The sequence below is a fragment of the Streptomyces sp. NPDC042259 genome (assembly GCF_055582085.1).
In genome coordinates this window covers 77,823-102,857 of sequence record NZ_JBVJDW010000014.1, presented here as the reverse complement: position 1 = coordinate 102,857, position 25,035 = coordinate 77,823, and the positions used below count along the sequence as shown (strand labels likewise).

At 69.7% G+C, this 25,035-nt stretch carries 26 protein-coding genes; 23 read left to right on the top strand and 3 right to left on the bottom strand.

Annotated features, from left to right (window positions below):
• Window positions 1-12 precede the first annotated feature (12 nt).
• Window positions 13-564, top strand: a complete 552-nt coding sequence (locus tag ACZ6MA_RS29810) for a hypothetical protein (protein WP_469437535.1) — start codon at window positions 13-15, stop codon at window positions 562-564.
• Entirely contained in the window at window positions 564-2,192 is a 1,629-nt protein-coding gene (locus ACZ6MA_RS29805) for an amidoligase family protein (protein WP_469437533.1), read from the top strand. Before ACZ6MA_RS29810 ends, ACZ6MA_RS29805 begins: the two co-directional genes overlap by 1 nt.
• A gap of 233 nt (window positions 2,193-2,425) precedes the next feature.
• Here the strand turns inward: ACZ6MA_RS29805 and ACZ6MA_RS29800 are convergent, their stop codons facing one another.
• Both ACZ6MA_RS29800 and ACZ6MA_RS29795 read right to left on the bottom strand, forming a co-directional pair.
• Entirely contained in the window at window positions 2,426-3,232 is an 807-nt protein-coding gene (locus tag ACZ6MA_RS29800; protein ID WP_469437532.1) for a class II glutamine amidotransferase, read from the bottom strand.
• Window positions 3,233-3,490: 258 nt separating this feature from the next.
• A complete protein-coding gene (locus tag ACZ6MA_RS29795) occupies window positions 3,491-3,982 on the bottom strand; it encodes a gamma-glutamylcyclotransferase family protein (RefSeq protein ID WP_469437530.1) in 492 nt (163 codons plus the stop codon).
• Window positions 3,983-4,578: 596 nt separating this feature from the next.
• Between ACZ6MA_RS29795 and ACZ6MA_RS29790 the strand changes: the two genes are divergently transcribed.
• The 18 genes from ACZ6MA_RS29790 to ACZ6MA_RS29705 all read left to right on the top strand — a co-directional run bounded on the left by ACZ6MA_RS29790 (window position 4,579) and on the right by ACZ6MA_RS29705 (window position 22,513).
• Entirely contained in the window at window positions 4,579-5,337 is a 759-nt protein-coding gene (locus ACZ6MA_RS29790) for a hypothetical protein (RefSeq protein WP_469437529.1), read from the top strand.
• Between the two features lie 75 nt (window positions 5,338-5,412).
• A complete protein-coding gene (locus tag ACZ6MA_RS29785; RefSeq protein ID WP_469437527.1) occupies window positions 5,413-6,039 on the top strand; it encodes a hypothetical protein in 627 nt (208 codons plus the stop codon).
• Between the two features lie 538 nt (window positions 6,040-6,577).
• Complete coding sequence (locus tag ACZ6MA_RS29780; protein WP_469437526.1) at window positions 6,578-7,012, top strand: hypothetical protein; 435 nt, start codon at window positions 6,578-6,580, stop codon at window positions 7,010-7,012.
• Between the two features lie 273 nt (window positions 7,013-7,285).
• Complete coding sequence (locus tag ACZ6MA_RS29775) at window positions 7,286-7,609, top strand: hypothetical protein (RefSeq protein WP_469437525.1); 324 nt, start codon at window positions 7,286-7,288, stop codon at window positions 7,607-7,609.
• A gap of 121 nt (window positions 7,610-7,730) precedes the next feature.
• Window positions 7,731-8,762, top strand: a complete 1,032-nt coding sequence (locus ACZ6MA_RS29770) for an N-6 DNA methylase (protein ID WP_469437524.1) — start codon at window positions 7,731-7,733, stop codon at window positions 8,760-8,762.
• 252 nt (window positions 8,763-9,014) lie between these two features.
• On the top strand, window positions 9,015-9,422 hold the full coding sequence (locus ACZ6MA_RS29765; protein ID WP_469437522.1) for a hypothetical protein: 408 nt from the start codon (window positions 9,015-9,017) through the stop codon (window positions 9,420-9,422).
• 184 nt (window positions 9,423-9,606) lie between these two features.
• On the top strand, window positions 9,607-10,659 hold the full coding sequence (locus ACZ6MA_RS29760; protein ID WP_469437521.1) for an N-6 DNA methylase: 1,053 nt from the start codon (window positions 9,607-9,609) through the stop codon (window positions 10,657-10,659).
• A gap of 752 nt (window positions 10,660-11,411) precedes the next feature.
• Window positions 11,412-11,879: a hypothetical protein gene (locus tag ACZ6MA_RS29755; RefSeq protein WP_469437520.1), complete on the top strand. Its 468-nt coding sequence runs from the start codon at window positions 11,412-11,414 to the stop codon at window positions 11,877-11,879.
• 32 nt (window positions 11,880-11,911) lie between these two features.
• Window positions 11,912-12,151 (top strand): hypothetical protein, encoded by a 240-nt coding sequence (locus ACZ6MA_RS29750; RefSeq protein ID WP_469437518.1) that lies wholly within the window; start codon window positions 11,912-11,914, stop codon window positions 12,149-12,151.
• Window positions 12,152-12,576: 425 nt separating this feature from the next.
• Entirely contained in the window at window positions 12,577-13,773 is a 1,197-nt protein-coding gene (locus ACZ6MA_RS29745; protein ID WP_469437517.1) for a hypothetical protein, read from the top strand.
• 303 nt (window positions 13,774-14,076) lie between these two features.
• Window positions 14,077-14,844, top strand: coding sequence for a YgjP-like metallopeptidase domain-containing protein (locus ACZ6MA_RS29740; RefSeq protein WP_469437515.1), 768 nt, complete (start codon window positions 14,077-14,079; stop codon window positions 14,842-14,844).
• 90 nt (window positions 14,845-14,934) lie between these two features.
• The gene (locus tag ACZ6MA_RS29735; protein WP_469437514.1) at window positions 14,935-15,924 is read left to right on the top strand and encodes a DUF4007 family protein; all 990 of its coding nucleotides are present in this window, start codon (window positions 14,935-14,937) and stop codon (window positions 15,922-15,924) included.
• Between the two features lie 368 nt (window positions 15,925-16,292).
• The gene (locus ACZ6MA_RS29730) at window positions 16,293-16,940 is read left to right on the top strand and encodes a hypothetical protein (RefSeq protein ID WP_469437512.1); all 648 of its coding nucleotides are present in this window, start codon (window positions 16,293-16,295) and stop codon (window positions 16,938-16,940) included.
• An 80-nt stretch (window positions 16,941-17,020) separates the two neighbouring features.
• A complete protein-coding gene (locus ACZ6MA_RS29725; RefSeq protein ID WP_469437510.1) occupies window positions 17,021-17,581 on the top strand; it encodes a hypothetical protein in 561 nt (186 codons plus the stop codon).
• 754 nt (window positions 17,582-18,335) lie between these two features.
• Window positions 18,336-19,319, top strand: coding sequence for a hypothetical protein (locus tag ACZ6MA_RS29720; protein ID WP_469437508.1), 984 nt, complete (start codon window positions 18,336-18,338; stop codon window positions 19,317-19,319).
• A 123-nt stretch (window positions 19,320-19,442) separates the two neighbouring features.
• The gene (locus tag ACZ6MA_RS29715; protein WP_469437507.1) at window positions 19,443-20,582 is read left to right on the top strand and encodes a hypothetical protein; all 1,140 of its coding nucleotides are present in this window, start codon (window positions 19,443-19,445) and stop codon (window positions 20,580-20,582) included.
• Window positions 20,583-21,299: 717 nt separating this feature from the next.
• A complete protein-coding gene (locus tag ACZ6MA_RS29710) occupies window positions 21,300-21,749 on the top strand; it encodes a helix-turn-helix transcriptional regulator (RefSeq protein WP_469437505.1) in 450 nt (149 codons plus the stop codon).
• A 137-nt stretch (window positions 21,750-21,886) separates the two neighbouring features.
• Complete coding sequence (locus ACZ6MA_RS29705) at window positions 21,887-22,513, top strand: hypothetical protein (RefSeq protein WP_469437503.1); 627 nt, start codon at window positions 21,887-21,889, stop codon at window positions 22,511-22,513.
• On the opposite strand, the gene ACZ6MA_RS29700 is transcribed toward ACZ6MA_RS29705, so the two are convergent.
• Window positions 22,489-22,701, bottom strand: coding sequence for a hypothetical protein (locus ACZ6MA_RS29700; RefSeq protein ID WP_469437501.1), 213 nt, complete (start codon window positions 22,699-22,701; stop codon window positions 22,489-22,491). The genes ACZ6MA_RS29705 and ACZ6MA_RS29700 overlap by 25 nt on opposite strands.
• A gap of 63 nt (window positions 22,702-22,764) precedes the next feature.
• Here ACZ6MA_RS29700 and ACZ6MA_RS29695 point away from each other — a divergent pair, with 63 nt between their 5' ends.
• The 3 genes from ACZ6MA_RS29695 to ACZ6MA_RS29685 are packed head-to-tail and all read left to right on the top strand — an operon-like array spanning window position 22,765 to window position 25,033.
• Window positions 22,765-23,490, top strand: coding sequence for an ATP-binding protein (locus ACZ6MA_RS29695; protein WP_469437499.1), 726 nt, complete (start codon window positions 22,765-22,767; stop codon window positions 23,488-23,490).
• A gap of 17 nt (window positions 23,491-23,507) precedes the next feature.
• The gene (locus tag ACZ6MA_RS29690) at window positions 23,508-24,227 is read left to right on the top strand and encodes an SAF domain-containing protein (protein WP_469437497.1); all 720 of its coding nucleotides are present in this window, start codon (window positions 23,508-23,510) and stop codon (window positions 24,225-24,227) included.
• Between the two features lie 53 nt (window positions 24,228-24,280).
• Window positions 24,281-25,033, top strand: a complete 753-nt coding sequence (locus ACZ6MA_RS29685; protein ID WP_469437495.1) for a hypothetical protein — start codon at window positions 24,281-24,283, stop codon at window positions 25,031-25,033.
• Window positions 25,034-25,035 lie beyond the last annotated feature (2 nt).

Here is a 25,035-nt window from a genome sequence, read left to right as displayed (position 1 = left end):
AAGGAAGATGACATGACTGTTCTCCTCGCCCGCAACGCCTCGGCCGCCGCCGAACCGCCCACCGCGCCGAAGAAGGACGACCAGTCCCTCTACCGCTTCGAGATGCTCTACGACGGAGCCACTTGGCGCGCCTGGGCCGACACCCCGTCCGAGCTCCTCGAAGCACTGATCCCGGAGTACCCGACCCTGGAGACCCCGCGTGACCGTGCGGCCGCAAGGATCCGGCTCGCCCTGCGCACGCAGGTCAGGATGCAGGCCTCCTTGGCTATGGTCCCGGAACTCGAGGAGTGCACTGCCGAACAGCGCGGCGTGTTGCTGAGCAGCCGTGAGACCCCGCCGACCGTCCGGCAGTGGGATGCCCCGGTGCCGCTGGTACTGGTCTCCACTTTCTACCGCCCGGAAGGCCGGCTGCCCCGCCCCGAAGGCCCGGAGGGCTCACTGGTGTGGATCGACCCGGGAGACGACTGGAGCCTGCTGAAGACCATGCACCAGGCCGGCGTCGTCCAGGTCAACGTCCGCACGGACATGGCGCCGCCGGCGCCCGAGCCTGACGGGGGGAAGTAATGGGCTCCGGAAGCCGGATCGAGCACCAGCACCACACGGTCGCCGTCACGCGCCCCAGCACAGAACTCGCGAGCGAAGAAGCCCTAGCCGCCCTGCGCGAGGCCCTGGCGCGCCAGCGTCCCCTGGTGACCGTTGGTGAGGCAGCCCCCGATCCCTTGGACCTGACCACGTCGTTGGCGGGGGGTGGCGCGATCATGTACCTGCCCGCATCGCTGGACGAGATACGGCGAGCGGTAGGCGACGAGCAGGATGCCCTCGTCTCCGTGGAGGGCTCCGCCGGGCATGGCCAGGGCAACGAAGCGGCCCCGGTCCGTGGCCATCTCCGCATATCTCAGGACGAAAACGGGCAGCTTTCCGTCAGCCCGTCAGACGTCCGGTGCGGAGACCTGGACCCGCACGCCCGGGACGATGCAGGGCATTGCCGGCACCAGCGGGACACGGCGGAGCTGATCCAGAACGAGCTCAATGCGCCCAGCACGACCGCGACGGACCGCCTGGCCGCCCAGGAGGTACTCAACGAGGTCGCCGCAGAGCATGCCATGTCGGTGGCCGAGCAGGAGCGCCTGCGCACCGAACACGCGGCCCAACCGGCAGCCCGGTCCTATAGCGAGGACTTCGACGCCTTCCAAGAAGCCTACGACCAGGCCCAGGCGCGCCGCCGGGCCGGCGAGCCGGCCGTGCCGTACCTGACGGAGAACGCGACGGGCGGCCTCGGTGCACGGGACGGCGGCCGGGCCTTCGGCCTGGAACTCGAATTCGACTTCCCGTCGACCATGGACTACACAGAGCAGCGGCGGGCGAAGGAGGCCATCGCCCGGGACATGCACCAGGCCGGCCTGTCTCCCGACCCCTACATCCACGGCTGGCACGCCTCGGCCCGCGCGGGATACACGGATGCCCCGAACGCGTGGCGTATGGAGCTCGACAGCACCGTCGCGGGCGAGATCGTCTCACCGATCCTCTACGACGAGCCGCAGACCTGGAACAACCTGGCGACGATGTGCGAGATCATCCGCAGGCACGGAGGCGTGGCCAGCGCCCGCACGGGCGGCCACGTGCACGTGTCGGTGCCGGACTACGACCACAACGTCGAGAATCACAACAGACTCCTCGGCACCGTGAGTTCCTATGAAGACGTGGTCTACCGGCTCGCCCACAATCCTGACCGTCGGCAGCACCGCGGCCTGCGCTGGTGCGAGCCGAACCAGATGCCCAGCAGGTCGTACGCCTCCGTCGGCTCGGTCCGCCACGGCAACAATTCGCACCGTATCGGACTCAACTTCCAGTCGGTGACGGGGAGTGCGGGCGATCACGCCGAGTTCCGTATGTGGGACGGATCGCTCAACCCCGGCGTCATCCAGGCTCAGGTCAACGTCTCCCTAGGTCTGGCCAACGCGGCCTTGCGCGAAGCGGGCACCGATCCGCTTCCTCCCCGGGAGCCTGTGGGCAGCCAGTGGGCCGCCCTCCGGCGGGAGGGCCTGTCGCGGCGCCGGCTGAGCGGCGAGCGCTGGCAGCAGAGCACCGCCTCCTTCCGCAGCATGGTCGATCGCATCTTCGCCCGGGAGGAGAACCGGGCACAGGCCACCGCCCTCTTCGCAGCCACCCGCTGGCACCGCGGGCGCGCATAGCACCCGCCCCGGCACGGCAAAGGCCCCTGTTCCCAAGAACAGGGGCCTTCGGGCAGTGCACGGTGCTCACATTCGAGGAGCGATCAAGGTGAGGTCGACCGCCGGGCCACGCTGACGAACGGCCTGATGCCGTCCGCGATGTTCTTCATCCTCGGGGAGCCAAGCAAGAAGCCCGCTCGCCCATGCGCCGCGCTCCCCTGCGTTGTCGGCGCAGGGGAGCGCGGTTCTCGCGGTCAGGCCCACAACGGCACGGCCCGGGACAGGCGCACCGGGTCGGGCAGGGTCCGGTGGTTGATCAGCTTCTGGTCGGCCGCGCGGTCGCCCTTGCTGAATCCCCGGTAGGCGACGATGGCCGCGAGCCGGTCATCGCGGGCGCGGGCAGTGGCGGTGAAGCGGTGGCGCCCCGCCAGAAGGGGCTCCCCCGTGGAGTAGTCCACGAGCAGGAGGGTGCCCTCCGGCATCAGCCAGATCCGGTCCCGCCGGATGCGGACCCCGCTGCGGCGGGCAGCGACGGGGAACCATCCGGGGTTCGACGCCCAGAAGAGGTTGCCGTCGTCGTCCAGAGCGACCGCCAGCGGGCTGACGGCCGTGCGCGCCAGCATGGCCAGGTTCGGCCAGCGCCGGTCGGTCCACGCGAGCGCGGCGCGCCCCAGGGTGGACTCCAGGACCTGGAGGGTGGCGGCGATGACGCCGCCCGCCTGGTCGAGGGCTTGCATGAGCACCTCGGTGTCGGTCTGTCCCGTGGGGTCGGGCAGCTCGTAGGCGCCCTGTAGATCCAGCGCGTCTACGTCACCGTTGTGCGTGCCGATCAGCTGGCCGACCTGGAGCGGGCTGGAGTTGGCCAGGCGGCGGGTGTCACCCTGGGTCGCCCACCGGGTGTGCCCCAGGGCGGCGGGCGCCCGGTCGAGCACATCGGTCAGCTGGGGGTCCCAGACCTTGCGGAACGGCCCCGCTCCCTTGACGACCCTCCAGCCACCGGCCTTCACGTCACGCCGGGAGACCACCGGTGACGTCACCGTGGCCGTTGCGCCGGTGGCCATGGCCAGGCCAGCGGCATCGGTGCCTCGCTCCTCAGCCAGGACACCCAGCTGGAAGCACATGACGGAGGCCCGCGATGGGTCGCCGCAGGCCTGATTGCGAACAAATCCGAACAAACCACACATACAAGGTCCTTCGCTGCCCCTGTCGTTCATGCACGGGGCAGGGACACATCACGGCCGACGCGGAGCGCCGTCCGGGGTCGAACATCAGCGAACGGGGCGTGCGCACCCGCGTTTCGGGTGCGCACGCGGTACGGCTCAGGCGAGGCGGCGGCGGGGTGACCGGCCTACAGCCACCCGTCGAAGCGAGCCCTGGGTCCGGGCGAAGCCGCTGGCCACCCAGTCGCCGCCCGGAACCTCCGGGCAGCCCATGAGCCAGCCCTCACGGTGAGCGGGACCGGCCTCGTAGAAGTAGGCGCGCACCGACTCGCCATCCGCGCACTCCACCACGCACTGCCGCCGCACGTAGAGGCTGTCGAACTCGACGCCCGTATAGCCCTCCAGGCGGTCCAGACGACGCAGAACCATCTCCCATGCCTCAGGGCGCACGTCCATGACCTCACCGACCACACGCCGCCCCTCGCGGGCGACGGCGAACGGCACGCCCGAACCCACCAGCATGTAGCCGTCCAGGGACGCGGGGCGCTCGCGCACGGTGTGCCCCGCCAGAATGCTCCGGTAGTTCCCTTGCTGCGCCCGCAGCGTGCCGTAGACGAACACAGGGAGCTGCTCAGCAGTCATCCACGTCATGTCCGTCACCTCCTTGCATAGCACCGCCAGACCTCGTCCGACGGATGACTTGGGCGCCAGCCGCCGAAGGCGGGGCTGGCGGAACAGGCCGCTCAAGCGGCCGTTGGGGATCGCGGCCGAACTTTGACCGCACATTCAATATACCGCATTGAAAATAGTTAAGCAATGAGTTTCGCTCAGGCGTTACCCACTTGGGCGCCATCGCTCGGCCGCACCGCCAAGGACTCCGACCGCTCGCCGCACCGGACAGAAGGCGCCTCGGCGGCCGACATCCACAGCCTGGGGCGCACGCCGGGGTCTGGCTGTGGGTCGCTTGCGCGTGCCGCCAGAGGATCCTGGCCAGTGCGGACGGGCTACCGCGAGACGAAAGAAGCCGGCGGGGCGAAATTGCTTAAATAGTTTGCTAGAGGTACGTTGAATGGAGCCCTACCTGCATCCCTTCCGGCCCACGGGCGGAAGGCGCAGTGGAGCGACCCACACCCGTACAGTTCGGCGCCCATGCGGGCGGTCCGCCACTGCGGCGCAGATGCGCCGGCCCCTTGGAGCGACAGATGATCCCGGCAGGTTCGCAGGTCAGGTACACGACCGTCCTCAGGATGGCCAAGCGGTACAAAGTGCATCGGAATGCGGCCTTGCAGTGGACCAACGAGCCAGACTTTCCCGAAGCGATCGACAAAGCCCAGCAGACCTGGCTGTACCACGAAGCAAGGGTCGACAACTGGGTGAGGCTGCACCGGCCGGGCCTGTGGGCGATCGGGCAGGAGAGCGGGAGGGACCTGGGCCTTCCCGAGGGCAATGACCGAGATTTGCTGACGCTCGAGGAGATCGGAAAGCTCGAGGGAACATTCCTGGGACGCGAGGCTACGCCCGTCGAAACCCTGCGCACCTACCTCTCACCTTCGAAGGCGACGATGCCCGGCCCCGACAGGGAACCCGGCGACGGCGGCAAGCCGGAGGTCAGGGAAAGGATGTGGTTCCGCAGCACCGCCTACAACTTCATCAAGCGCCCCCGCAAGGTCCGACGGAAGAAGACCGAGAGCACCCCGGCTGCAAAGAAGAAGGTGCCGGCCACTCCCCGCGCCGCCACGCCCGAGGTGGCCCTCCCCGCGGGCAGCCCTAAGGACCTGCTGACGCTGAAGGAGATCGCCGAGCTCGACGCCGCGGCGCGCAGGCGCAGCAAGCCCCTGGCCCCGTCGTCGCTCGCCAACTACCGGTCGCAAGGCCTCCTGGCCAAGCCGGATAGAACGCCAGGAGACAAGATGGAGCCTGAGGTCACCGAGCCGAAGTGGTTCCGCAGCACCGCGTACGAGTTCATCAACAGCCGACGGAAGGCCGGCCGGCCCTCGAAGGCATGACCCTACGCCGAGATGCTGCATGCCCGCGTCGCATGCGGTTCGCCCGAGCAGGAGTCCTGACGATGGAGAAGTGTGATGGCCGCGCAGCGTCGTAGCGCCCGGATCGACCGGAACGGCATTGGCGAGCAGTACGAAGTCAGCGACAAGACCGTCGACGCCTGGACCCGCCTGTTCAACTTCCCGCAGCCGGTCGAGGGCAAATGGGACGCCCGGGAAGTGAGTTCCTGGGTACGGGCGAACCGACCGCAGTCATGGCCGGGCAAGCACACACCGCAGACGGAGAGCTCGCCCCGCCCAAGGGATGTTCCGCAGGCCAGTGAACGCCGGCCGCAGCGCAGCGCGACGCCGACTGCAACCTCCTCTGAAGCCCGCTCCCCAGGGCGCGATAGTGCTGCTACGTCACCCGCGCAGCGGGGCGGGGGCGGCGTGCCGGTGATCGTGATTCACCCGCCCGAGGGGCACCCGGAGGACCTGCTCGACATCGACGACTATCGGACGATCTGGGGCAATGCGACGCGGGGGATGCCCGTCGAGCGCGTCACCCTGTCCAAGTACATGAGCCTCGGCCGTTTGCCCGAGCCGGACCGCGTCCCCGAAGACGGGCTGGAGCCGGAGGTCCTCAAGCCCATGTGGCTCCGCAAGACCGTCAACAAGAGCATCGCCGACCGCAACCCCACCGGTCGCCCCCGCAAGAAGGCCTGACGGAACGACCGGATTGCTCTCGCGCCTCGCCGCCGCCGGGCGGCCTAGGTTAGACTGTCGGATTTCATTGGATCCTTCAGTGCCAGGGCTCCCTGACCAGGGCGCTGACGTTTCGGAGCGGGGTACGAGCGCCTCCCGCTGTGTCGGCCAGTGCTTCAGTGCCCGTTGTCCCAGCCGTCGTCTCGTGAGGTCCCTGCCAGCCGGCGGTGTGCTGACCTGCGGTGACGTCTCGACACTGAAGTTTCGAGCGGAACACTGAACCATGCACTGAAACTTCGGCTGAAACACTGAAGGACTCGCTGGCACCTGACATAGACCAACCCCGCCGCCCGCCCGACCACGCACTAAATTGCTTAACTGTTTTAATGGTGGTATGCTTGGCGTGCCGCGTCGGGGAGGCCGACGAAACTGCGGCGTGAACCGCTTCCTGGCGGCGACGCGCGAAGACATCGCACCGCAAACACGTCCCAACTCCCCCGCGCCAGCTTCGCCGACCCGGCTGACCCTGAGTCGAACCCGGAAAGAAGACGGAGACACCGTGGACGCCACCAGCGCCGACGTCATCACCGAGATGAATCTCGCCCGCGCCGCCCTGAAACAGAACGCAAGGGTGGTCGTGAAGGCCGTAGGCGCCGCACTCGGTCAGCTGTACCCCGAGGGCAAATACGTTTCCCTCATCTGTCGCGAAAGCGACCGCCCCGACACCGCCAGCATCGGCGCAGTGCACGACGCCCAGCACCGCAGCCACATCGGCCCAACGAGGAAGGGGAGCGCGATCTACCCGCCGAGCCGCGTCGGGGACTGGCCGCTGCGACGCCTGCCCAAGCGCATCACACGCCAGCACTTCGGCCCGCACGCCGACAGTGACCGAACCCTCAACGAACTCCTCACGGAGGCATACAGGGCAGGGATCACCTTCCCTTACAGCCGCACGGGAGGGCTCCCCTACGGCCCCCGGATCGAGATTCACTGACGGTTGACGCGCCGCCAGGGGCGCCCCGCCCCTTCTCCTTCACAGCCCTGCCCGACTCCCGTCCGTCGCGTGCCCGGGCGCAGCACCCCGCGCCCCGCGCCACACCTCAGGGCACAACACATCCGCGAAGTTGCCTAACTGTTTTCTACGTGGCTCGTTTATTGTTCGCTCCGACGCGTCCGCGAAGACCTGCCGCCACCGAGAGCCCAACGACCCGCGCGGGTCAACGGCCCGTGCCCGCGCCTTCCGAGCTCCCCGAATCCCAGGGCATCCATGTTCACCGACCCTTCCGACTGCCCCGACTGCGGCGTCCGCCCCGGACAACTGCACCGCGATCGTTGCGACGTAGCGCGCTGCGCCGCAAAAGGGCACCAGCGCGCCGGATGCGGCCACCTCGGCAGCGCCCGTAACACGCACTGGACCGGCCACTGGCCGGGCGACGCCGAGTGCTGGGAGTACGGCTTCTTCATCCAGCCCGGTTCCAGCGCGCCCCTGAACACCCCGCCCCTGCCGGACATCAACCAGCTCTACCGCGAGTGCGACTGGGACCCCACCCAGCAGCGCATGATCCGCCGCACTCCCGGCACCCCGCCGTAATCCAAGGACCGCCCGTGAGGCGCTCTCCGCGCACCGAGCGCCGGCACCCGCCCGACAGCCGCTCGCAGTCACCCGATGCACCGCTCCCGCCATCGACCGGTGCGTACTGGAGATATCCCACATGAACCATCATGACCTTGCCGACCAGATCACCGCGGCGCTGAAGAGCCGCAGGCCCCGAGCCATACCCAAGACCGCCGAGGTCAGCGGATGCGACAACCCCGGGTGCGCCCGGCACGCCGGGGTGAACTCCTTCCCCCACTTTCCCTCCGCCGCGCGATCCGGCGCCGACTTCGGTGAAGCCGTAGCCGACGCCTGGTACAAGGCCTCCGGCAGCAGCCGCATGGACATCCCGGTGGGCATCGTCGCCGCCCTGGCCCTGTGGCCCACCAAGACCGAAGGCGCGACCCACGCAGGCCGCCTCGCCAGCTACTTCGCCGCGCAGCCCGGCCGGGTGCTGGTCCAGGGCTACGGCGAGTGCTTCGCCGCGAACTGGATGAAGCGCCCCGACTTGCTCGATGTTGCCGCCCCCATCACCCAGTGGACGAGCGAGAACTTGGACGAGACGCTGCTGCGCGGCGTCCAGGCCGTGACCCGCGCTGCCGTCCGGTCCGGGGTGCTGCACTACACCGGCTCCAGCGACCCGGCTTTCCGGTCCACCATCGACCTGATGTCCTGGACCGTCACGGCCTTGCGCCATCACAGCTCCCGCAAGGGTCTCGGCGAGTATCACACGCCTCCGGATGTTTCGGCCGCCATGGTGCGTCTCATCACGGCGGAGGGGCTGCCCCAGCCCGGGGAGTGGTTCTGCGAGCCCACCGCCGGCACAGGCAGCATGTTCCGCGCGTTCGCGGAGGCCCTGCGCGATCACAACCTCGACCCGCATGATTTCGGGTGGATGATGCAGGACCTGTCCCCGGTCGCCGCTGCCGCCGCCGCGGTGAACGTGCTCGTGTGGGACCTCGGGCCCCGCGCGCTGGTTGCGTGCGGTGACACTCTCGCGCAGGGCGACCTCACCGGGGCAGCGCTCGCCCATCAGCGCGAGATGTTCGCCCACCGGGACCGGATCACCGACGTGACCATGGTCGCGGCTGCCACCTATGAGGCGAACCGCCTGCTGAACTCCCTCTTCCTGAGCTCCACGGCGGCCTGAGACAGCAGGCCGCTACGTGGCCCGCACAGTCCTCGTACGCCGTCGCCTGGCGACGGCTGCACGAGAGCGTGCGCGCAGCCAGCACATGACGCCTTCAGCCCGCCACCCGACGCAGCGTGGCTCTCCGCGCCGGAGGGCCACGTTTACCGCCAGGCCCGGCCCTCCTCCCCAGGAGATTTCATGCCGCCAACAGCACCCACCAGCCGAACCGTGACCTACCTCAAGAGGGCGTCCGCTCACCCTCAAGGCCACTTGTCCCGCGCCCGCGTCAGCCGCCGACTGCTGCGCGAGCTTCTCGAAGCCCGCTACTTCTACTGCAATGACGTGGACGGGTTCGTCATGGGCGTCGAAGAGGCACTGGCCTCCTCTGGCGACCAGCCCCTCATCATCACGTCGGCGGGGCGCCGCGCCGCGCTGACCACGGCCCAGCTCGCAGCTCTGACCAGCGGCGTCGGCCCCGACGGGCGCCTCGCGCCTTCAATCCCGTGGCCGACGACCCGTGCGCTCACCGCCTTGGGCCTCGCGGAGTTCCGCGACCAACAGGGCGGTACCCAGTTGCACGACGGCGACGACGGCATCAGCGGCCGCAGGCACCACGCCTTTCGCACCTCCCTCGGCCAACTCGTCGCCGAGCTCCCCGAGAACGACGACCGGGCGTAGCCACCAGTGCCGGGCCCGCCTGGGAACGGGCAAGCGGTGCACCCGGCACCGGCGTGGCCCCGCTTCCGGGCCGATCCGGCCGGCGGCGGGCCACCACTTACGCAACGGCCGCGCGCACCAGACCTCCCTATCCGGCGGGCCGCATCCCCTGTGCGGTCCGCCGCCCTTCCAGCAGGAGAGACTCATGCCCTTCAGCGGTGTCACCCGCGTCTACCGGCCCCACGACGACGAGGCGCATCTGCTCATCCCGCAGGACGGCGAGACCGCCACCCGTGCGCTATGCCGCGCCAAGCCGCCCGCGGCGGACGGGTGGCGAGGAACCGGGAACCTGGCGGAGGCCGCGCAGGCCGCCGCCCTGCCCCTGTGCGCGGCGTGCCACAGATGGGCCGACTGGGCCGCAGGTGCATGGTGGCTGCTCTCGGCCCACGCACGCCCGGCCTTTCTGCCGGAAGATCCGCAAGAGCACAGCCGGCGGGTCGCCGATCTGGTCACCGCGTTCTGGCTCTCCGGCGCGGCCATTGAGGTCCCGCTCGGCACGGTAGCGACGGTTGCCCTGCTCCCTCTCGCGGACTCCCAGGCTCCCACCCTCGCCCGCACGATCGCCGAGCTGCCACCCGGTGGCCTGATCGAGCTGATGCGCGCCACGTGGGCCGAGCTGTGGGTACGGCACCCCTGCCTCACCGAATGCGCGGGCCTGCTCTACCGGTGGCTGAGCACCGCTTGCGACGAGACGGCGCAGCAGGTGACCGAGCTGACCCACCTGCTGTTGCGAGCGGGCGTGATGGAGCACGGTGCCGACCCGGGGCGGTATCTCAAGGCTGACCTGCTCGGCCGGCTGCTCCAGCAGCTGACCGCCCGGAGTGAGCAAGGGCGTCGCGGCGCGTTCCATACCCCGGTCTTCGTGTGCGAGTTCATGAGTGAGGTCCTGTCCGGTCTGTCGGAGGGCGAGAGCACCGGAGAGCTGGCGGCCGGCAGCGGAGCCATGTGGCGAGCCGCGGCGGCCCAGTTGGGCAGGGAAGGCAAGGACCCTGCGGCGTTCCCTTGGGTCGGTGTCGAGATTGATCCCCTCGCAGCTGCGACGCTGGCTGCGAACTCCTTGCTGTGGCGCCTGGGCGACGACGTGCTCATCGCCTGTGCGGACGGGCTCTGCAGGGGCAGCGGTCTCGGCCGGGCGCACGAACACCGGGCCCGAGCATCCGCCCGCCGGGACGCCTTCAGGGAGTCGCTGCCGCAGTAGCACAGGGAAGGGACCGGCCCCGGAGGGAGGGTGCCTTAGGCTTCCGCGCTTCGTGTAGCCCGCGCCGGTCCGCTCGACGCGCGGTGCTGGAGCAGCCATGAGCCTGGGCGCCCGAACCTCACTCTTGCTTAAATGTTTTCATGGGGGTATATTTAATGGTGTGGCTAGGGCTCCACCAGGACGAGTCGGACGGCACCGCCCTCTCGGCCGACAGCCTCTCCGCGTTGACCCTCACAACTTGGGGACCTCCATGACCACTTTGACCATCCCACCCGCAACCATCGGCCGTGGCTCCATACCGCCAGAGCTTTGACCAGGGCATCCATCCCGCCACCCGGCGACGGCTGCTGGAGCCCTGGACGACGGTACTGTCCGCTACGTGTGGCGGATGCGCTCTCCTGAAGGAGCGCGTTCGCGACAAGGGCACGACACGGGCAAAGTGCCGCCTCAAGGTGCAGCGCCGACGCGGCCCCGACCTCCAGCGCGACTTCCCGGCGCGCATGGCGTACCGCGTGGCGCCGGACGCCCGCGACAACGTGACCGTCTCCCCCTTTGGGGCCTGACAGCACCCGACGCTGTCTTGGCGGCTCGCATGCTCTCCGGCCATGAGTCGCCGGCGGCCAGCGCCGACACGCGGGCCCGGCAGGCCGGGTGCTGGAGAAGTCCCCCGCACCCGTAGCCCGGCCGATGGCGGACGGCGGCGGGACGGGCGCATCGGTCTCCATTAAAACCAGATGAAAGGAACTACTGCTATGGGTCTCACCTGGACTACCCGAGGTTCGCTCACCTTCCACCCGCCCATACCGCTCGCATCCATCTGCGAGGTGCTGATTGACCGCTGGCAGCCCTTCGAGATCGCCCCGGCCGGTCTGGCCCCGCAGGCTCTCGCCGCCCTGACCAGGGACCGGGAGCGCATCCTGGTTCCCGCGGACACGGCGACATACGACTTCAAGGGTCTACCGTCGCTCATCAAGTCCGCGCACATTGACTGGGATGCCCACCACACGACCATCGGCAATACCCTGCGACAACTCACCGTGCCCGCCGTCACGCTCGGCCACGACTTCGATGGCGCCCTCACCTGGGTGGCTGAGGACAAGTCGGAGGGCGAGATCAACTTTTTCGACGACGGGGAGCTCGTCTGGGACGAGACCCGCCTCCCGCCCGGCTCTCGGGTCCGGCCCTTCGACGAGTTCGGGGAGACGGGTCTCTCCTCCTGAACACCACCAGCCCCACCCATAAGGAGATCCCCGTGAAGACCTCCGTCACCCCCGCCGGGAACGGCCGCGCGTACTACGTGATCAGCACGATCGGCCCGGACGGGCATTGCACGATCTTGGAAATCAGGGCCGCCCCGGAGACCGATCAGGAGGCCGACGAGTTCGACGACACCCTCTTCGCCGAGCTCTACGCCGCCTGTGCCAGCGTGGCCACCATCCACGCCGACAGCGCCGCGCAGGCCGCCCAGATCCTGCTGCGCGACTGTGCGTAAGCGGCTCACCGTCCGTCGGCCGAGACCGTGTCGGCCCCGGCCGACGGGCTCCCGGCCGCAGCCTGCGCCAGGTAAGGCGGTCTGGGCCGAGGACTCCGAGCCCTGCTCCCCGCGTCTCCGCGCCACGCCGATCCGGTCGACACGCTCCGTATGGGCATGCCGCGTTGGCGCCGCCCAGCTGTTCGCCGCCGGCGCGAGGCGCGGCGGACCTGCTCGCCGGAGCGAACCGCGAAGTCGACGACGGAGCCGGGGAAACCAGTTCCTCCGCGACGGGCCGAACATGACTGGACGAGCCTGGCCTCCACGAAACCACCCGGAGATTGCTTAACTGTTTTTTTGGGTGTAAGTTTCTAATCGTCTGGACGCGATAGATCGGCGCCCCCCCTCTTCGGTTCATGAAACTTCCACCCTGTTTGTGAGGCACTGTGCTGGACTCCAACTTCTCCGCACCCGACGCGGTCAACTGGCGCTGGAATGCGCCGGAGCCACACCAACTCGCCGAGATACGGCCACAGATGGAGGAGTGGCAGCGGACGAACATCGGGCTCATGCAAATGAAGAACTCGCTGGTGGGCGGGCACTCCAGCCTCTTCCCCTACGTCAAGGTTCCCGACCCGGCCGCCACGGCGGCTTTGGTTCTGTGCGGCCAGGAGGCGCTGCGCCTCGCGGAGGCCCGGCTGTACTACGCCGACGAGGACACCACCGCCGCGTCACTGGCCGCCGCGGCGACGCCTCCGACTGAGCCGGTGAGCGCGGACCGTCTGCCGTCGCCGAGCGGGTTGATGGTCTTCGCCGATCCCATCGGCTCGTACGCAGTGAACACCCGTACGGCGGCTGGCCAGGGCGGGGCGCCGGTCCAACTGCATACGCCGATCGTGGCGGTCTCCTGGTCGCTGTGGCGCCCGCACCTCGGGCGCGTGCCGGTGGAGTGGATCGCCAACACCGTGCATGGCCGGGAGCTCGTCCATCCGGCCGAGCACGGGATATGGCTCACGTTCTACACCGCGTGCGGGGCCGCTCTCTACGGCGTGGATCCCGGAACGATGCTGCACAGCCCCGCGCTGGGCGACACCGCCCGCGCCGGGGAGCTCGTCGCGGCTCTGGACTTCCCCGGGCGGCCGGAGCTGACGTGGGACAACGAGACCGTTCTGTTCCTCGGCCGCAAGTTCCCCGAGGCGGGCTCCCCGCTCGGCACGACCGGCGGCTGGGCCCAGACCGTCTACACCGCCTGGCAGCTGATGTCCCAGACCGGCGAGCACGCGTGGACCGAGACCGAGGTCGTGCCCCGTGACCGGGCCGGGCGCAAGCGCGACCGGCGCGCGGGCATCACCGGGGACGGCGATGTGAACGTGGTGCGGCTGCGGGCCAGCCACAAGCCGTCGGCCGAGGCCAGCGAGCTCGACCGCCGGGACTGCGACGGCCGGAGGCCCCCGCGCACGGACTACCGCTGGGAGGTCCCGCCGTACCGCAGCCCGAACCGCTGCCTGAATACCCGTCTGCACGCCGTCGGTGGTTGCACGCACGCCGAGCGGATCATCCGCCAGCACGTCAACGGCCCCAAGGGCAAGCCCGTACGGCGCCCGCGCGGCCCGGTCTATGTCTGGGACAAGGCCACCGCCTGACCGGCGGGTCCCGGCGCCCTTTGAGCACGGCCCGCGGGGCGCGGCCAGGGCGAACCCGGCCGGGCCGCCCCCGCTTCCGGAAGTCCTCGTTCCACCGTCTGGCGGCCGGCCTCGAGGTCGCCAAGGCGAGCCGGCACAGCCCGGCTGCCCACTCCGCAAGGCCGGCAGACCAGCCCTTTCAAGTCAGTGCCGCGGCTCGTCGCACTGAGGTGCGCAGGTCCTGCGTACCTCTCAACCCGGGGCGGCATCCCGCCCCCTATCGGATCAGGAATCCTCTTGCCGTCCACTGCTCAGGATCGCGCCTTGGCGGAGCTCATCCGCAAGGCTCTCGTCGACGACGGAGTGCTCGCCGCAGGAGACTTCGGCGTCGTCATCTCCCAGCGCCGCCAGCCCATCGTCATCACTACCGACATCTCAGGCCGGCACACCGTCAGGGTCCGGCCCCCGGTAGCCCCGCAGAGGGTCGTCGACTTCGTCCGGAGCAAGGCCGCGGAGCTGGAGCGTAATGCCATCAAGCTCGCCACAAAGGCTCCCCGTCACCCTGTCAAGCAGCTGGTGGACGGCGAGGAGTTCACCTGGCTCGGCCAGAGCATGCGCCTGTACCTGACGGAGCAGGAGGGCCCGACGCGGCGCGTCCGGCACGACGACGGGTGGCAGCTGGTGGTCAGCGCGGCCGACGTCCGCGCCCGCGGGGCCGACGTCCTCACCGACTGGTACTGCCAGGAGGGTCTTGCCTGGGTAGAACGCAACGCGCCCTCCTGGTGGCGTCGGATAGCAGCCGGCAGAAGGGCCCAGCCCGGCCTGGATGTCCGCGACCTCGGGAAGGTCCGGGCCGGCGTGTTCGACGAACTCGCTGACCAGGCGTCGTTTCACTGGCCGCTCTTCCAGCTCCCTGCGGCGCTGTGCGAGTACGTCCTGGTGCACGAGCTGGCCCACGCCACCCGGCCGCCCGGCAAGCCGCACGGCCCGGAGTTCTGGGCTCGCGTCAAGCGCGTCATGCCCGACGGCCGTCGGCGCCAGCGGCTCATGCGCCAGGCGTGGCTCGACATCTGGATCGGCGCCACCCGCTGACCCACGCCGCCTCGCACCCGCCGGTCCGCGCCAGCCACATGTCAGCGGCCGCGCATCACGTCTTCCCCCTCTCTTCCTCAGGAGTCTTCTGTGTCCGATCACCGCCCACTGGAGGGCTGTCTCCCCTCGTTCGGCCGGCACCGTACGTATCCGCCGCGGGCCGGCTGGCTGCTCAAGGCCCACCAGGCCGTCCTGGAGGACCCGCAGGTCTTCGCCCGTCCCGACGCCCCCGTCACACTGGGCGTGGGCTCGAGCATGGTGCCGGCGCTGCGCTTTTGGTCCCGCGCCTTCGGCCTGATAGCCGATACCCCGATCGGTGGGCCCCGTGCCGGTCTGCAACCGACCCGCCACGGGCACTGGCTTCTCGGCGAGGACGGTGCCGACCCGTACCTGGAGGACCCCGGCAGTCTGTGGCTGCTGCACTGGTGGCTCCTCCAGCCGCCTTGCCAGGTCCCCACGTGGTTTCAGCTCTTTGCCCTGGCCGGGCTCTCGCGCATGACCCGGGACGAGGTCCGGGCCGGTGTGCAGCGCGACGTCGTGGACAGCGGCTGGACCGCCCCCTCCGACAGCGCGCTCACGCGCGACATCACGGCCTTCATCTCCATGTACGGGCCTACGCCCGTCCCGCAAGGGCACAAGCACGCGCCGGTCGAGGAGCAGCTCTCCAACCCCTTCCGCGCCTTGAACGTGTTGCGCGTCGAGGAGGCCCGCGGCCGCCACCACCGACCCGGCACGCAGGAACTGGTCATCAACCGCAACGCCGGCCGCACGGTGCCCGCCGCGGTCATCGCCTACGCCTGCCTGACCTTCGCCGACCGCGCGGCGCCCGGCGCGCGCAGCATCACCTTGGGCCGGCTGCGGACCGACCCGGGCAGCCCCGGCCGCGTCCTCCTGCTGGATAGCCGGACCGTGCAGCGCGCGCTGACCCAGATCGCCGGGTCCGACCCGGGCCTGGGCCTGGCCGTCGTGGACTCAGGCGACGAGCCGACTCTGACCTTCCGCACTCGCCCGAACGTTCTGGCGGACCAGGTGCTGGCGGCCCACTACCAGCTGGGGCGCGGGCCCGGATCGTACCGCTGACCCCCGGCCCGGCCTGCGGCCCCGGTGACGGGGCCCGCCCACCGCCGCCGCGCGCCGTCCCTCGCACTCCTGCGGCGTTGTCACCATCGCATTCTCGGAGACTTTCATGAGCACGACCGAGCCCGACGTCACCGGCTCGCCCTGCACGGTTCGCCGAGGAGCTCTATCCGCGCACGGCCACCGAGGCACTGTCGCCGGGCCCCCGGCTGTCGCGCCGTTCGGCTCAGGAGGCTCTTCCCCATCCCCAGGGAGTTGCTTAACTATTTTAGTGATGGTATCTTTTCAGGTGTTGACGGAGCCGTCTCCCCCGCGAGAACAGCTGGCCCGTCTACCGAACCTCCCTTTGTCAGCACGGACAGGAACTTCCCATGCCCAACGCCATCCTGGCCGCCGACGGGCGCGTCCTCCGCGCCGCCGGTCTGCGAGCCCGCCGGACACTGCTCGACAGCGTCGTCACCGAGCTGAAGTGGACCCCCTACCGCGACATCCGCATCGCCGACATCGCCCGGCGTGCCAAGACCTCGAACGCAAGCTTCTACCAGTACTTCCCCGACCTCGACGCGGCGGTCCTGGCCCTGGCCGACGACGTCGCGCGAAAGGCCTTCCTCAGCCCTGTGCCCACGACAGGAGGCCTCGACCGTGAGGCAGCCGCTCAGCTGGTGGATGCCTTCTTCCGCTTCTACCGCGCGAACCGGACCGTTCTGCGGGCCGTCGAGGCCCGGGCGGCCGAGGGGGACGATCGGTTCGCCGAGTTGCACCGGAAGATCTACAACGGGCTCACCACCGGGCTGGAGCGCACCCTCATCACCGCCCACCCGCGGGCGGCCGATCGCAACACCCGTGCGGCCACTGCCGTCTCCCTCACTCTGCTGCTGACCGCGGCGGCCTCCCAGCACCCCCGGCACGCGGGCTGGACTGTGGAACCCACCGCCATCCGCACGGCTGTCGTCGACCTCCTCCACACGGCTATCACCCGCCCTTCGGCCATCCCCCTCACCACAGCCCTGCCACGCTGACTTGGCCTCATCGGCCGCCGGTGCCCGCTCCAGGCCCCGGCCACAACACTGCCCCCACACTCGGAAGGACTGCCGCCCCCGTGTCCCCTGACGCCTGGCCGCCCACCGGGTCCGCCGAGCAGATCCGAACCTTCACCGCCGCGCAGACCGCCGTGCGGGCTTTCTGCCACGCCCACGGCTACGACCCGGAGGAACTCGGTACAGCCTCCGCACGGAGGGCCGCAGACGCTCTGACCGCCATCCTCGTAGAGCTGGAAGACCGCGGGGCCGTCGCGGCCTCTCTTGCCGCCTGCACACTCATCGGCAGCAGCGGCATGCTCCTGACCCAGGGGGCCATCGTCGACCACCTCGGCGAACAAGCGTGGGTCACCGACCTCGTGGACAACACCGTCGTTGCCGAGATCCTCTCCTGCGGCATGGTCACCGGCTGGGCCACCGGGATCGTCGCCCGCAGCACCGGCGCGGACGGTCGACAGGTCGCGTACGGGTGGGAAGTGAGCGCCGGTGCATTCCTGCCCCTCGCGGAGGCCCAGACCTTCGCTGCCTACGCCACCGACACCACCACGGGCGAACCGACCCCACCGCCGCACAACCTGGAGTTCGGCCACGCCTTCGAACTCGACCTTCCTCACCCGGCATGACCGGCACCCCGGCCGGGCCCGCATCCGCGACCACAAGCAGCAGCCCGGTGCGGCACGAAACCCGGCCCCGCGGACCCCAAACCGCCCTACCAAACGATGAGCGACTTCCTCCCTGCCGCAAATGCCGCGAGCATAAGGCCGCCGCCGAACGGCGGCGGCGCCCCCGCTGGTCGTGACCAGGCGTCGGGCCAGCCTCGTCGTACTGCTCGCGCCCCGGAGGCCGTCCGGATCCGGCCCAAGGGCGGCCGCGGCTGCCCTCCACAGACTTACGATCAGGACCGCATGCTGCTGAAACCACCACCTGGCCGCCGGCCCGTCCGGACGCCCCGAACGAAGGTGCACCGTTGTCCATCGCGTCCGGCCCGCGTCCCCACGCTCCCCCAGGTCCTGGCACTCTGCGGCAAGCCCCCGGCCGGCCGGCAACGGACGCAGCGCGAGTCCCGCAGGCACAGGCCCCTGCGGGACCAGGTCGGCCACGCAGTCGAGGCACCACACCGATTCGCCGAGAGTCCCGGTGGCGTGGGCGGTCCCGCCCGGACCATGGGGGCCTGCCGGCTTCCTCCCAGCCCCATCAGCACCACCAGGAGGCGACGGACCCAGCTCGCCCTACGCCAACCGCGGCTAGAACACCACCGGGCGGTCGGCGCAGGTACGCCGCACACGCACGCCGTTGACCCGGAACGACGCACACCACCGGCCCGGCAGGTCAGCGAGTCCCCCACCCACCACACCCGCTTCGACCAGAAGGACCGTGATGCGCGCTCCCCGTACGACAACCGCCCTCGCCGCAGCGGCGCTGATCACCACCCTGACGGCCGGCTGCAGCCAGAACAGTGAGGCCCGCGCAGGTGCCGAGCCGGCCCCTGCGCGATCAGCTGCTCCCAGCACCGCACCGGCCACACCCGAGGGCATCACCGCCTTTGGCACGCCTGTCTCCGCAGCCGGCGACTGGACCCTTGAGCTGCGCACCCCAGAGAAGACCGAAGCCCCTGCGGACGCCCGCTCAATTCCGGCCGGATGGACAGCGCTGCGGACCACCATGAAGTTCACCAACCGGACGGACCACATAGCCAAGCTGCCGCACACCGCCCTCACCGTGCGCTACGGAGACGAAGGGCGCGCCGCAACACTCTTCACCGGCGCCGCACTGCCCGGCCTCCCCGAACGCGGCACGGCCAGTGTGAGGCCCGGCGGCACCCTCACCGCGGACATCGGGGTGGCCGTCCCTGCACCGGCGGCCGGCGCGCGGGCGACCGTGACCGCGGAGGTCACCAAGGAGGGGATGGCCCAAGCCGAGAACCTCTTCTTCGAAGGCAACCTGCCCGGGCACGCCCCGGCAACGTCCCCTGCACCCAGCAGCAGCACAGGACCTGCCGCCGGCGCCACGGTGCCCCTGGGCACCTGGTCGAAGTCGGGCCTCCGTCTGTCCCCCATCAGCCTCACCCAAGGAGACGGCCGAGGACGCCAGGCCCAGCTCGAGCTATCGGTCGCCAACAACAGCGCCGGCCCCAAGACGGGCATGAACATCTCCCTGCGGGTGCTCAGCGGCGACGCACTGAAGGAGATCGCCAGCATCACCCCGAGCCTGGGGTACAAGGACGCGCCGATCGCGCCGCACCGTACCGCAACGACGCTCATCCGCTTTACGATCCCGGACACCGCGGTCCCCGGCCCCATCACCGTCGAGACATCGGCCACGGGCGGCACCCGGACCACCTTCGGGGGGACCCTGCGTTGAACCTGCGCCGACAACAGGCCGTCCGCCCTGCCTGCTCGCCGAGCACCCCCTGACAGCCGAGGAAGTCGCCGAACGCTACCCCGCGCTCGGCGTTCAACGGCCCGTCGACGTCGAGGTAGAGAAGTGGGCGGCTCATCGGGAGCGGCCGTCGCCGTCGGTGCCGGTGCCAGCACCGCGGTAGATGACCATGGCGAGGTCCTCCAAGCGCTGGCGCTGGACCAGGATGCGGATGGCGCCTACGCCCGCGTCACCCCCCACCGGCTCACCGAGGACCTGACCGACCTCCACCCAACGGATGTCAGCGCGCTGCGCTGGGGCCTGGTCGCCCCCAAGGCCTTCACCCCCGACCGCCGGCTCAGCCCGCAGAGCAGGCGCTCACACGCGATCGCCGCAGTGACGACCACCGCGGCCTACCTGGCCGTGCCGCACGCACACTTCATCCCCGAGGGTCTCGCCCTGGACGTAGCCACGACTGCCAGCCTTAGCGCGAACAACCGGGCCGCCCTGCGGCTGCCGGGACCGTGGGCGGTGGTTCTGCACGAGCCGGTGCCGCTGGCCGCCGTCCAAGCCGACGACGACGAACTCGAGGCGCTGCTTGACGGGGAGCAGGTTCCCGGAACCAGCCACGCCGTCCTGGGCGGTGTCCTCGCCGCCCACCCGAACCACACCGTCGACACCACGCTCGGCCTGATCCTGGTGACGTCCGTGCACGCCCAGCGCGGCCGCCAGTGGTACCTGCAGCCCGCCGCCTACGGAGACCACGGCGCAGGCCGCCTGCTGTACTCCTATGCCGCTCAGTTCTCCTTCGGCAAGTGGCGCAAACCGCCAGTGCCGCCTGCCCAGGAGCGCGGAAAGCCCGGATCGGTGAAGGCGCTCAAGCGTCTGGCCAAGCACCCCGACGCCCGCGCCGGAGCGCTGCACCGCATGAACGTCCTCGACTACACACCTCCCCCCGCCGAGCCCCGCCCCGCGGCCGACGCGTCGAGCGACTCCGGGGCCGGCGGGGACTACGGCACCTGGCGACGCGCCAGCTGGACGGAGAACACGCGCATCGGAATCCGAGACGAGAACGGCAACCTCGTCGGCCCGGTCTACAAGGACGGCGCCATCGAGAGCGTGACCTACACCCGCGGCTCCGTCTTCCGCCCCCGCGCCCGCGTACGCCCAGACCTCCCGCTACGCCCCGACACCCGCACCATCTACCGGCTGCGCGACACAACCCCGTCTCCGGCAACGGGCGGTACCGGGACCTCGGCATCCTGAGCACCTGCGTTCACAAGGCGGCGCAGCGGTCCAGCCGGCCCTCGTTCGTGCTGTAACAAGGCAAACAGCTCAGGTTCGCCGACCACCGGAAGCTTTCCATGACGTGCACCACAGTCCGCTACGCGCCGCTGTAAGTGCCGGGCTTCTCACCGAGAGCAAGTGCATCCTGAGTGCCGTACCGCCGGGTCAGGTGCTTGGAGCGATGCGCGCGTATCCGCCTCAATGCGCAGGGCGCTGACGGCCCGCCAGGTGTTGCGGAGGGGGCGCTGCCCGACTGGATGGCCGCAATATGTCCGGCTTCCTCGCCATTTTCGACAAGATCGAGCAAATCACCCAGAGCGGGAGGGTGAGTGTTCGAATCATGCTTGACGTGCTCAAACAGCCGTGTCAGATTCGGGTAAGTTACCGATCAGATTCAGTCGGTAAGCAACGATGAGTTGCAATGCAGGGACATGGGGAGGGAACGCATGCGTATCGGCCTGCCGCCGGTCGGTGCTCCCGATGACGCCCCCGTACGCCATCACCGGTCTTCCGCCTGCCGGGCTGCTCAGCTTCCTCCCCTCACGCCGCACACGCCCCTCCGGCCGGATATCCTCCCGATCGTCAGCATGATGATCATCGCGCCGAGCCCCAGTGCGTGCCGGGCCGCGCGTGTGCTCTTCGCATTCCGCCATAGAGCGGTGAGGCGGGTAGCGGATCGCCGGGGGAGGGCGAGCGGTGGGGGGTCGCGGGGTTGCGGGCTTCAACGCCTCTGCGCTGGTCGCCCTGCGTGCCGCCGCCGGCTTCTCGCAGGAGGAGCTCGCCGGCCTAGCGAGGGGCCATGGTGCGCAGGTGGCGGGCCCTCACATCTGCCTGTACGAGCGGGGCAGACGTACACCGAGGCTGGGAACGTTGAGTGCTCTCGCGTCCGCCTTGAACGTACCGCTCGCCGAGCTGCTGCAGCGCGAGGTGGCCGGCGACCTGGCCTGGCTGCGGGTCAGAAACGGCCTGAGTCAGCGCGGCCTGGCGAGCGCGCTCGGCATTGCCCAGGCCCGATGGTCGCGGATCGAGCGGGGCCAGTCCACGCTCGACGACCACTGCGTCCCCTTGGCCGCGAAGCTGCTGGGGACCACCGAGGGGCGCCTGCGAGGCGCTCTGGCCGCCGCCCGGCGGCAGCCGCGGGACTGAGCAACGTCTTCGTACCGCGTCTGGGCCCCTGAACGGCCACGGCCGCCACCGTTCCTTGCAATGGATTACGGAGACTGCCCACCGAATATGTGTATTTGACAGGCTTTTATGCAGCACTCATGAGGGGAAATGCGCCCATGACACTTTCGATCGCCGATCGTGGACAGACCCGGCGCGGCCTGCGCGCCGTCGCGTGGGGCGCCGCGGTGCTCGTAAGCGGCTCGCTCATAGCCGGCTGCGGGAGCAAAAAGGACGACGAATCCCTGGGCACCGACCCCTCAACCCCCAGCGGCAGCGGCAGCGCAGCGGCGACTGCGTCGGGGAGCGCCGGAGCGAGCGCAGACCCGCAGGAGGCGGCCAAGGCCGAGGTGATCACGGTGTACCGCAAGTACTGGGACGCCCAGGTCAAGGCCTACGCCAAGGCAAGCCCAGTAGACACCGACCTGAACAAGTACGCCTTCGACAAAGCACTGAGCAAGACGAAGGGTGAATTGATCACTCTGCAGCAGAACGGGAACGTCATTAAGGGGACGGTCAAGGTCGACCCCAAGGTGGATTCTGTCAGCCTCGATGCGTCGCCCAAGAAGGCAGCGCTCACGGACTGCGTCGACGTCTCCCAGTGGAAGCTGATGAAGGAGAAGACGGGCGAGTTGCTGCCCCTCCCCAAGGAACGTCTGACGCGATTCATTGCCAACGTTTCTGCCCGGACGGTCGGTGAGCGGTGGATGGTGGTTGATGTTCAGGTGACGGACCGGAAATGCTGAGCGCTCGGCGCCTCGGCTTCCTCCCGGCACTGGCCATCGTTGTCGGTGTGCTGCAGCTCTTCGGCATATCTGCTGCCTTTGCCGATGGCGGTGGCACGAACGTCACGTCTTGTCAGAGCGTCTTCATCTGCGCCGGTGTCAACACCGGTGGCAGCGCTGGAGGCGGTGGAGGCGGAGGCGGCAGTCATGGTTCCGTCTCGAACTCCGGAGGCGGCGGCGGCCGGACGAATTGCTCGGACGACAACCCTTCGGTGCATACACCCAGGTGCCACATCGACGGTATCGGTGACTACTACCAGCCGGACTCGTCGGCGGTGGGCTGCTACATCCAGCTGGCCAGTCCCCAGCCCCCTGCCGGCGACCCTGCCTGGGAAGGCCACCAGCCGGGCGACGGAGCAATCTACGAGCGCAACTGCGGTAACGGCACCGATGGAGCCGACATCGGCGGCGGACGTCAGGGCGCCATCTGGATGCAGACCGCTCCCCCGGGAGTTGTCCGGATGCCTACTGCCGCCGAGCTGGCGCAGCAGGCGTTCAGCAAGATGAAGCTGGAGGCTCCGAAGGTCGGCAGCGCTCCGCCGCCCGGTGGCAAGGGGCTGATCGGGATGCCGGTGTGGATGTGGGTGGAGAGGTCCGACACCACCTGGGGCCCGCAGTCGACTACGGCAGCGGCTGGCGGTCTGTCCGTCACCGCGACCGCGAAGGTCACCGGGATCGGCTGGAACATGGGTGACGGGCACACCGTCAACTGCACGAGCCCGGGGACCGCGTACAGCCCTGACTTCGGCAAGAAGGATTCCCCTGACTGCGGCTACCGCTACACCAAGGTGCCGGCAGGCGGCGAGTACTCCATCACGGCCACGACGACCTGGGTGGTGACGTGGACGGCGACGAACGGGGAGACCGGGACGTTGCCCAATCAGACCCGCACGGCACAGACCACGGCGCGCGTTGGCGAGCTGCAGGTCGTCAACTAGCACAAGGAATTAAGCAAATGGCGACGAAGTTCGCAGATCGCAAGAAGGGCGCGGCCGCGTCTGAGGCCCCGCAGGGACCGCTGCCGATCACTCAGGACGCGCCGCGGCGACGCCGGCGCCCGGTCGTGATGGGTGCGGGACTTGCCCTGTCGGCTGTGGGGGCTCTCATCGCGGTATGGCTGGTCAACGACGCCGGGGACCGTGTCAGCGTGATCGCCACCGCCAAGGCGATACCGGCGGGTGCAACGATCAAGCCGTCGGACCTGGTCATTGCCCATGTATCGCGTGATGCCGCGCTGCACCCGGTCCCGGTGGCCCGGAAGAAGGAGATCATCGGGAAGGCGGCCGCGGCGGATATGCCGGCCGGGACTCTGGTGACCACCGAGTCTGTGCGGGAAAAGGCCTCTCTGGCCCAGGGCAAGGATGTCGTCGGCATCCTTGCCAAGCCCGGCCAGCTGCCCTCCCAGGCGCTCCAGCCGGGCGACGAGGTCGTCATCGTCTACACCCCTTCGGGCGGCAACAACTCCTCCGGCTCCGGCAACTCGGGCTCCGGGGCCTCTGGGAAGAACAACACCGCAGGTCCCGACAGCCAGCCGGCCGTCGTGACGCGGGTTGGCGACGCGGATGCCAACGGTGCCCGGGTCGTGGACGTCGCCGCCGCCGGTACCAGCAGCCCCACCCTGGCCGCCTGGGCGGCCACTGGCAGCGCTTCGATCGTGCTGAAGGCGAAGCACTGATGGCCGTCATCGCTCTGGCTTCCGGGAAGTCATCCGGGGTCACGTGCTCTTCCTTGGCCCTGGCCTTGTCCTCGCCCCGTCCGTCGCTGCTGGTCGAGGCCGACCCGTCCGGCGGCACCATCCGGGCCGGCTTCCTTCAGGGCGAGGGCTCGGCGCAGGTCGGCCTGCACCGGCTCGCCGCGGCCGACCGGCAGGGCACGCTCGCCACGGAGTTCCACCAGCACTGGGTCTCCCTGGACCAGTCGCATTCCGGGGCCCGGATGCTCCTGCCCGGGTTGACCGATCCGGCGCAGGCGCCGTCGATGGCCCGCACCTGGGATGCGATCGCGGAGCTGATCGCCGTGATGGACCACCGCGGTTACGACGTCATCATCGACGCCGGCCGTATCGTGGCGCAGTCCGAGACCCGTCTGAACACCTCGGTGTACCCGGCACCGCTGCTGCGGGCGGCCGATGTGGTGCTGCTGGTGGTGCGTTCCACGCAGGCGTCGGTGGTCTCGGCCGCCCCGGCCGTGCGGATCCTGCGCGATGAGCTCGCGCACGAAGGCACGGGAGCCGACGCGCTGGGGCTGATGGTTATCGAGGAAGGCTCGCTGTCGTCGAGCAATATCCAGCAGTGGCTCCAAGCCCCGGCCTTCGCGTCGCTGGAGTGGGACCCCGACACTGCGGACGTGCTCACCCACGGCCAGTTCAAGAAGGCCGGCCGGACCCTGCTGCGGTCGGCGCGCTCGGCGCATGACCGCATCAACGAGGTGGTCACCCGTCGGCGTCTCCAGCTCGCGCGGCCCGCGCCGGTCCAGGGCTGAAG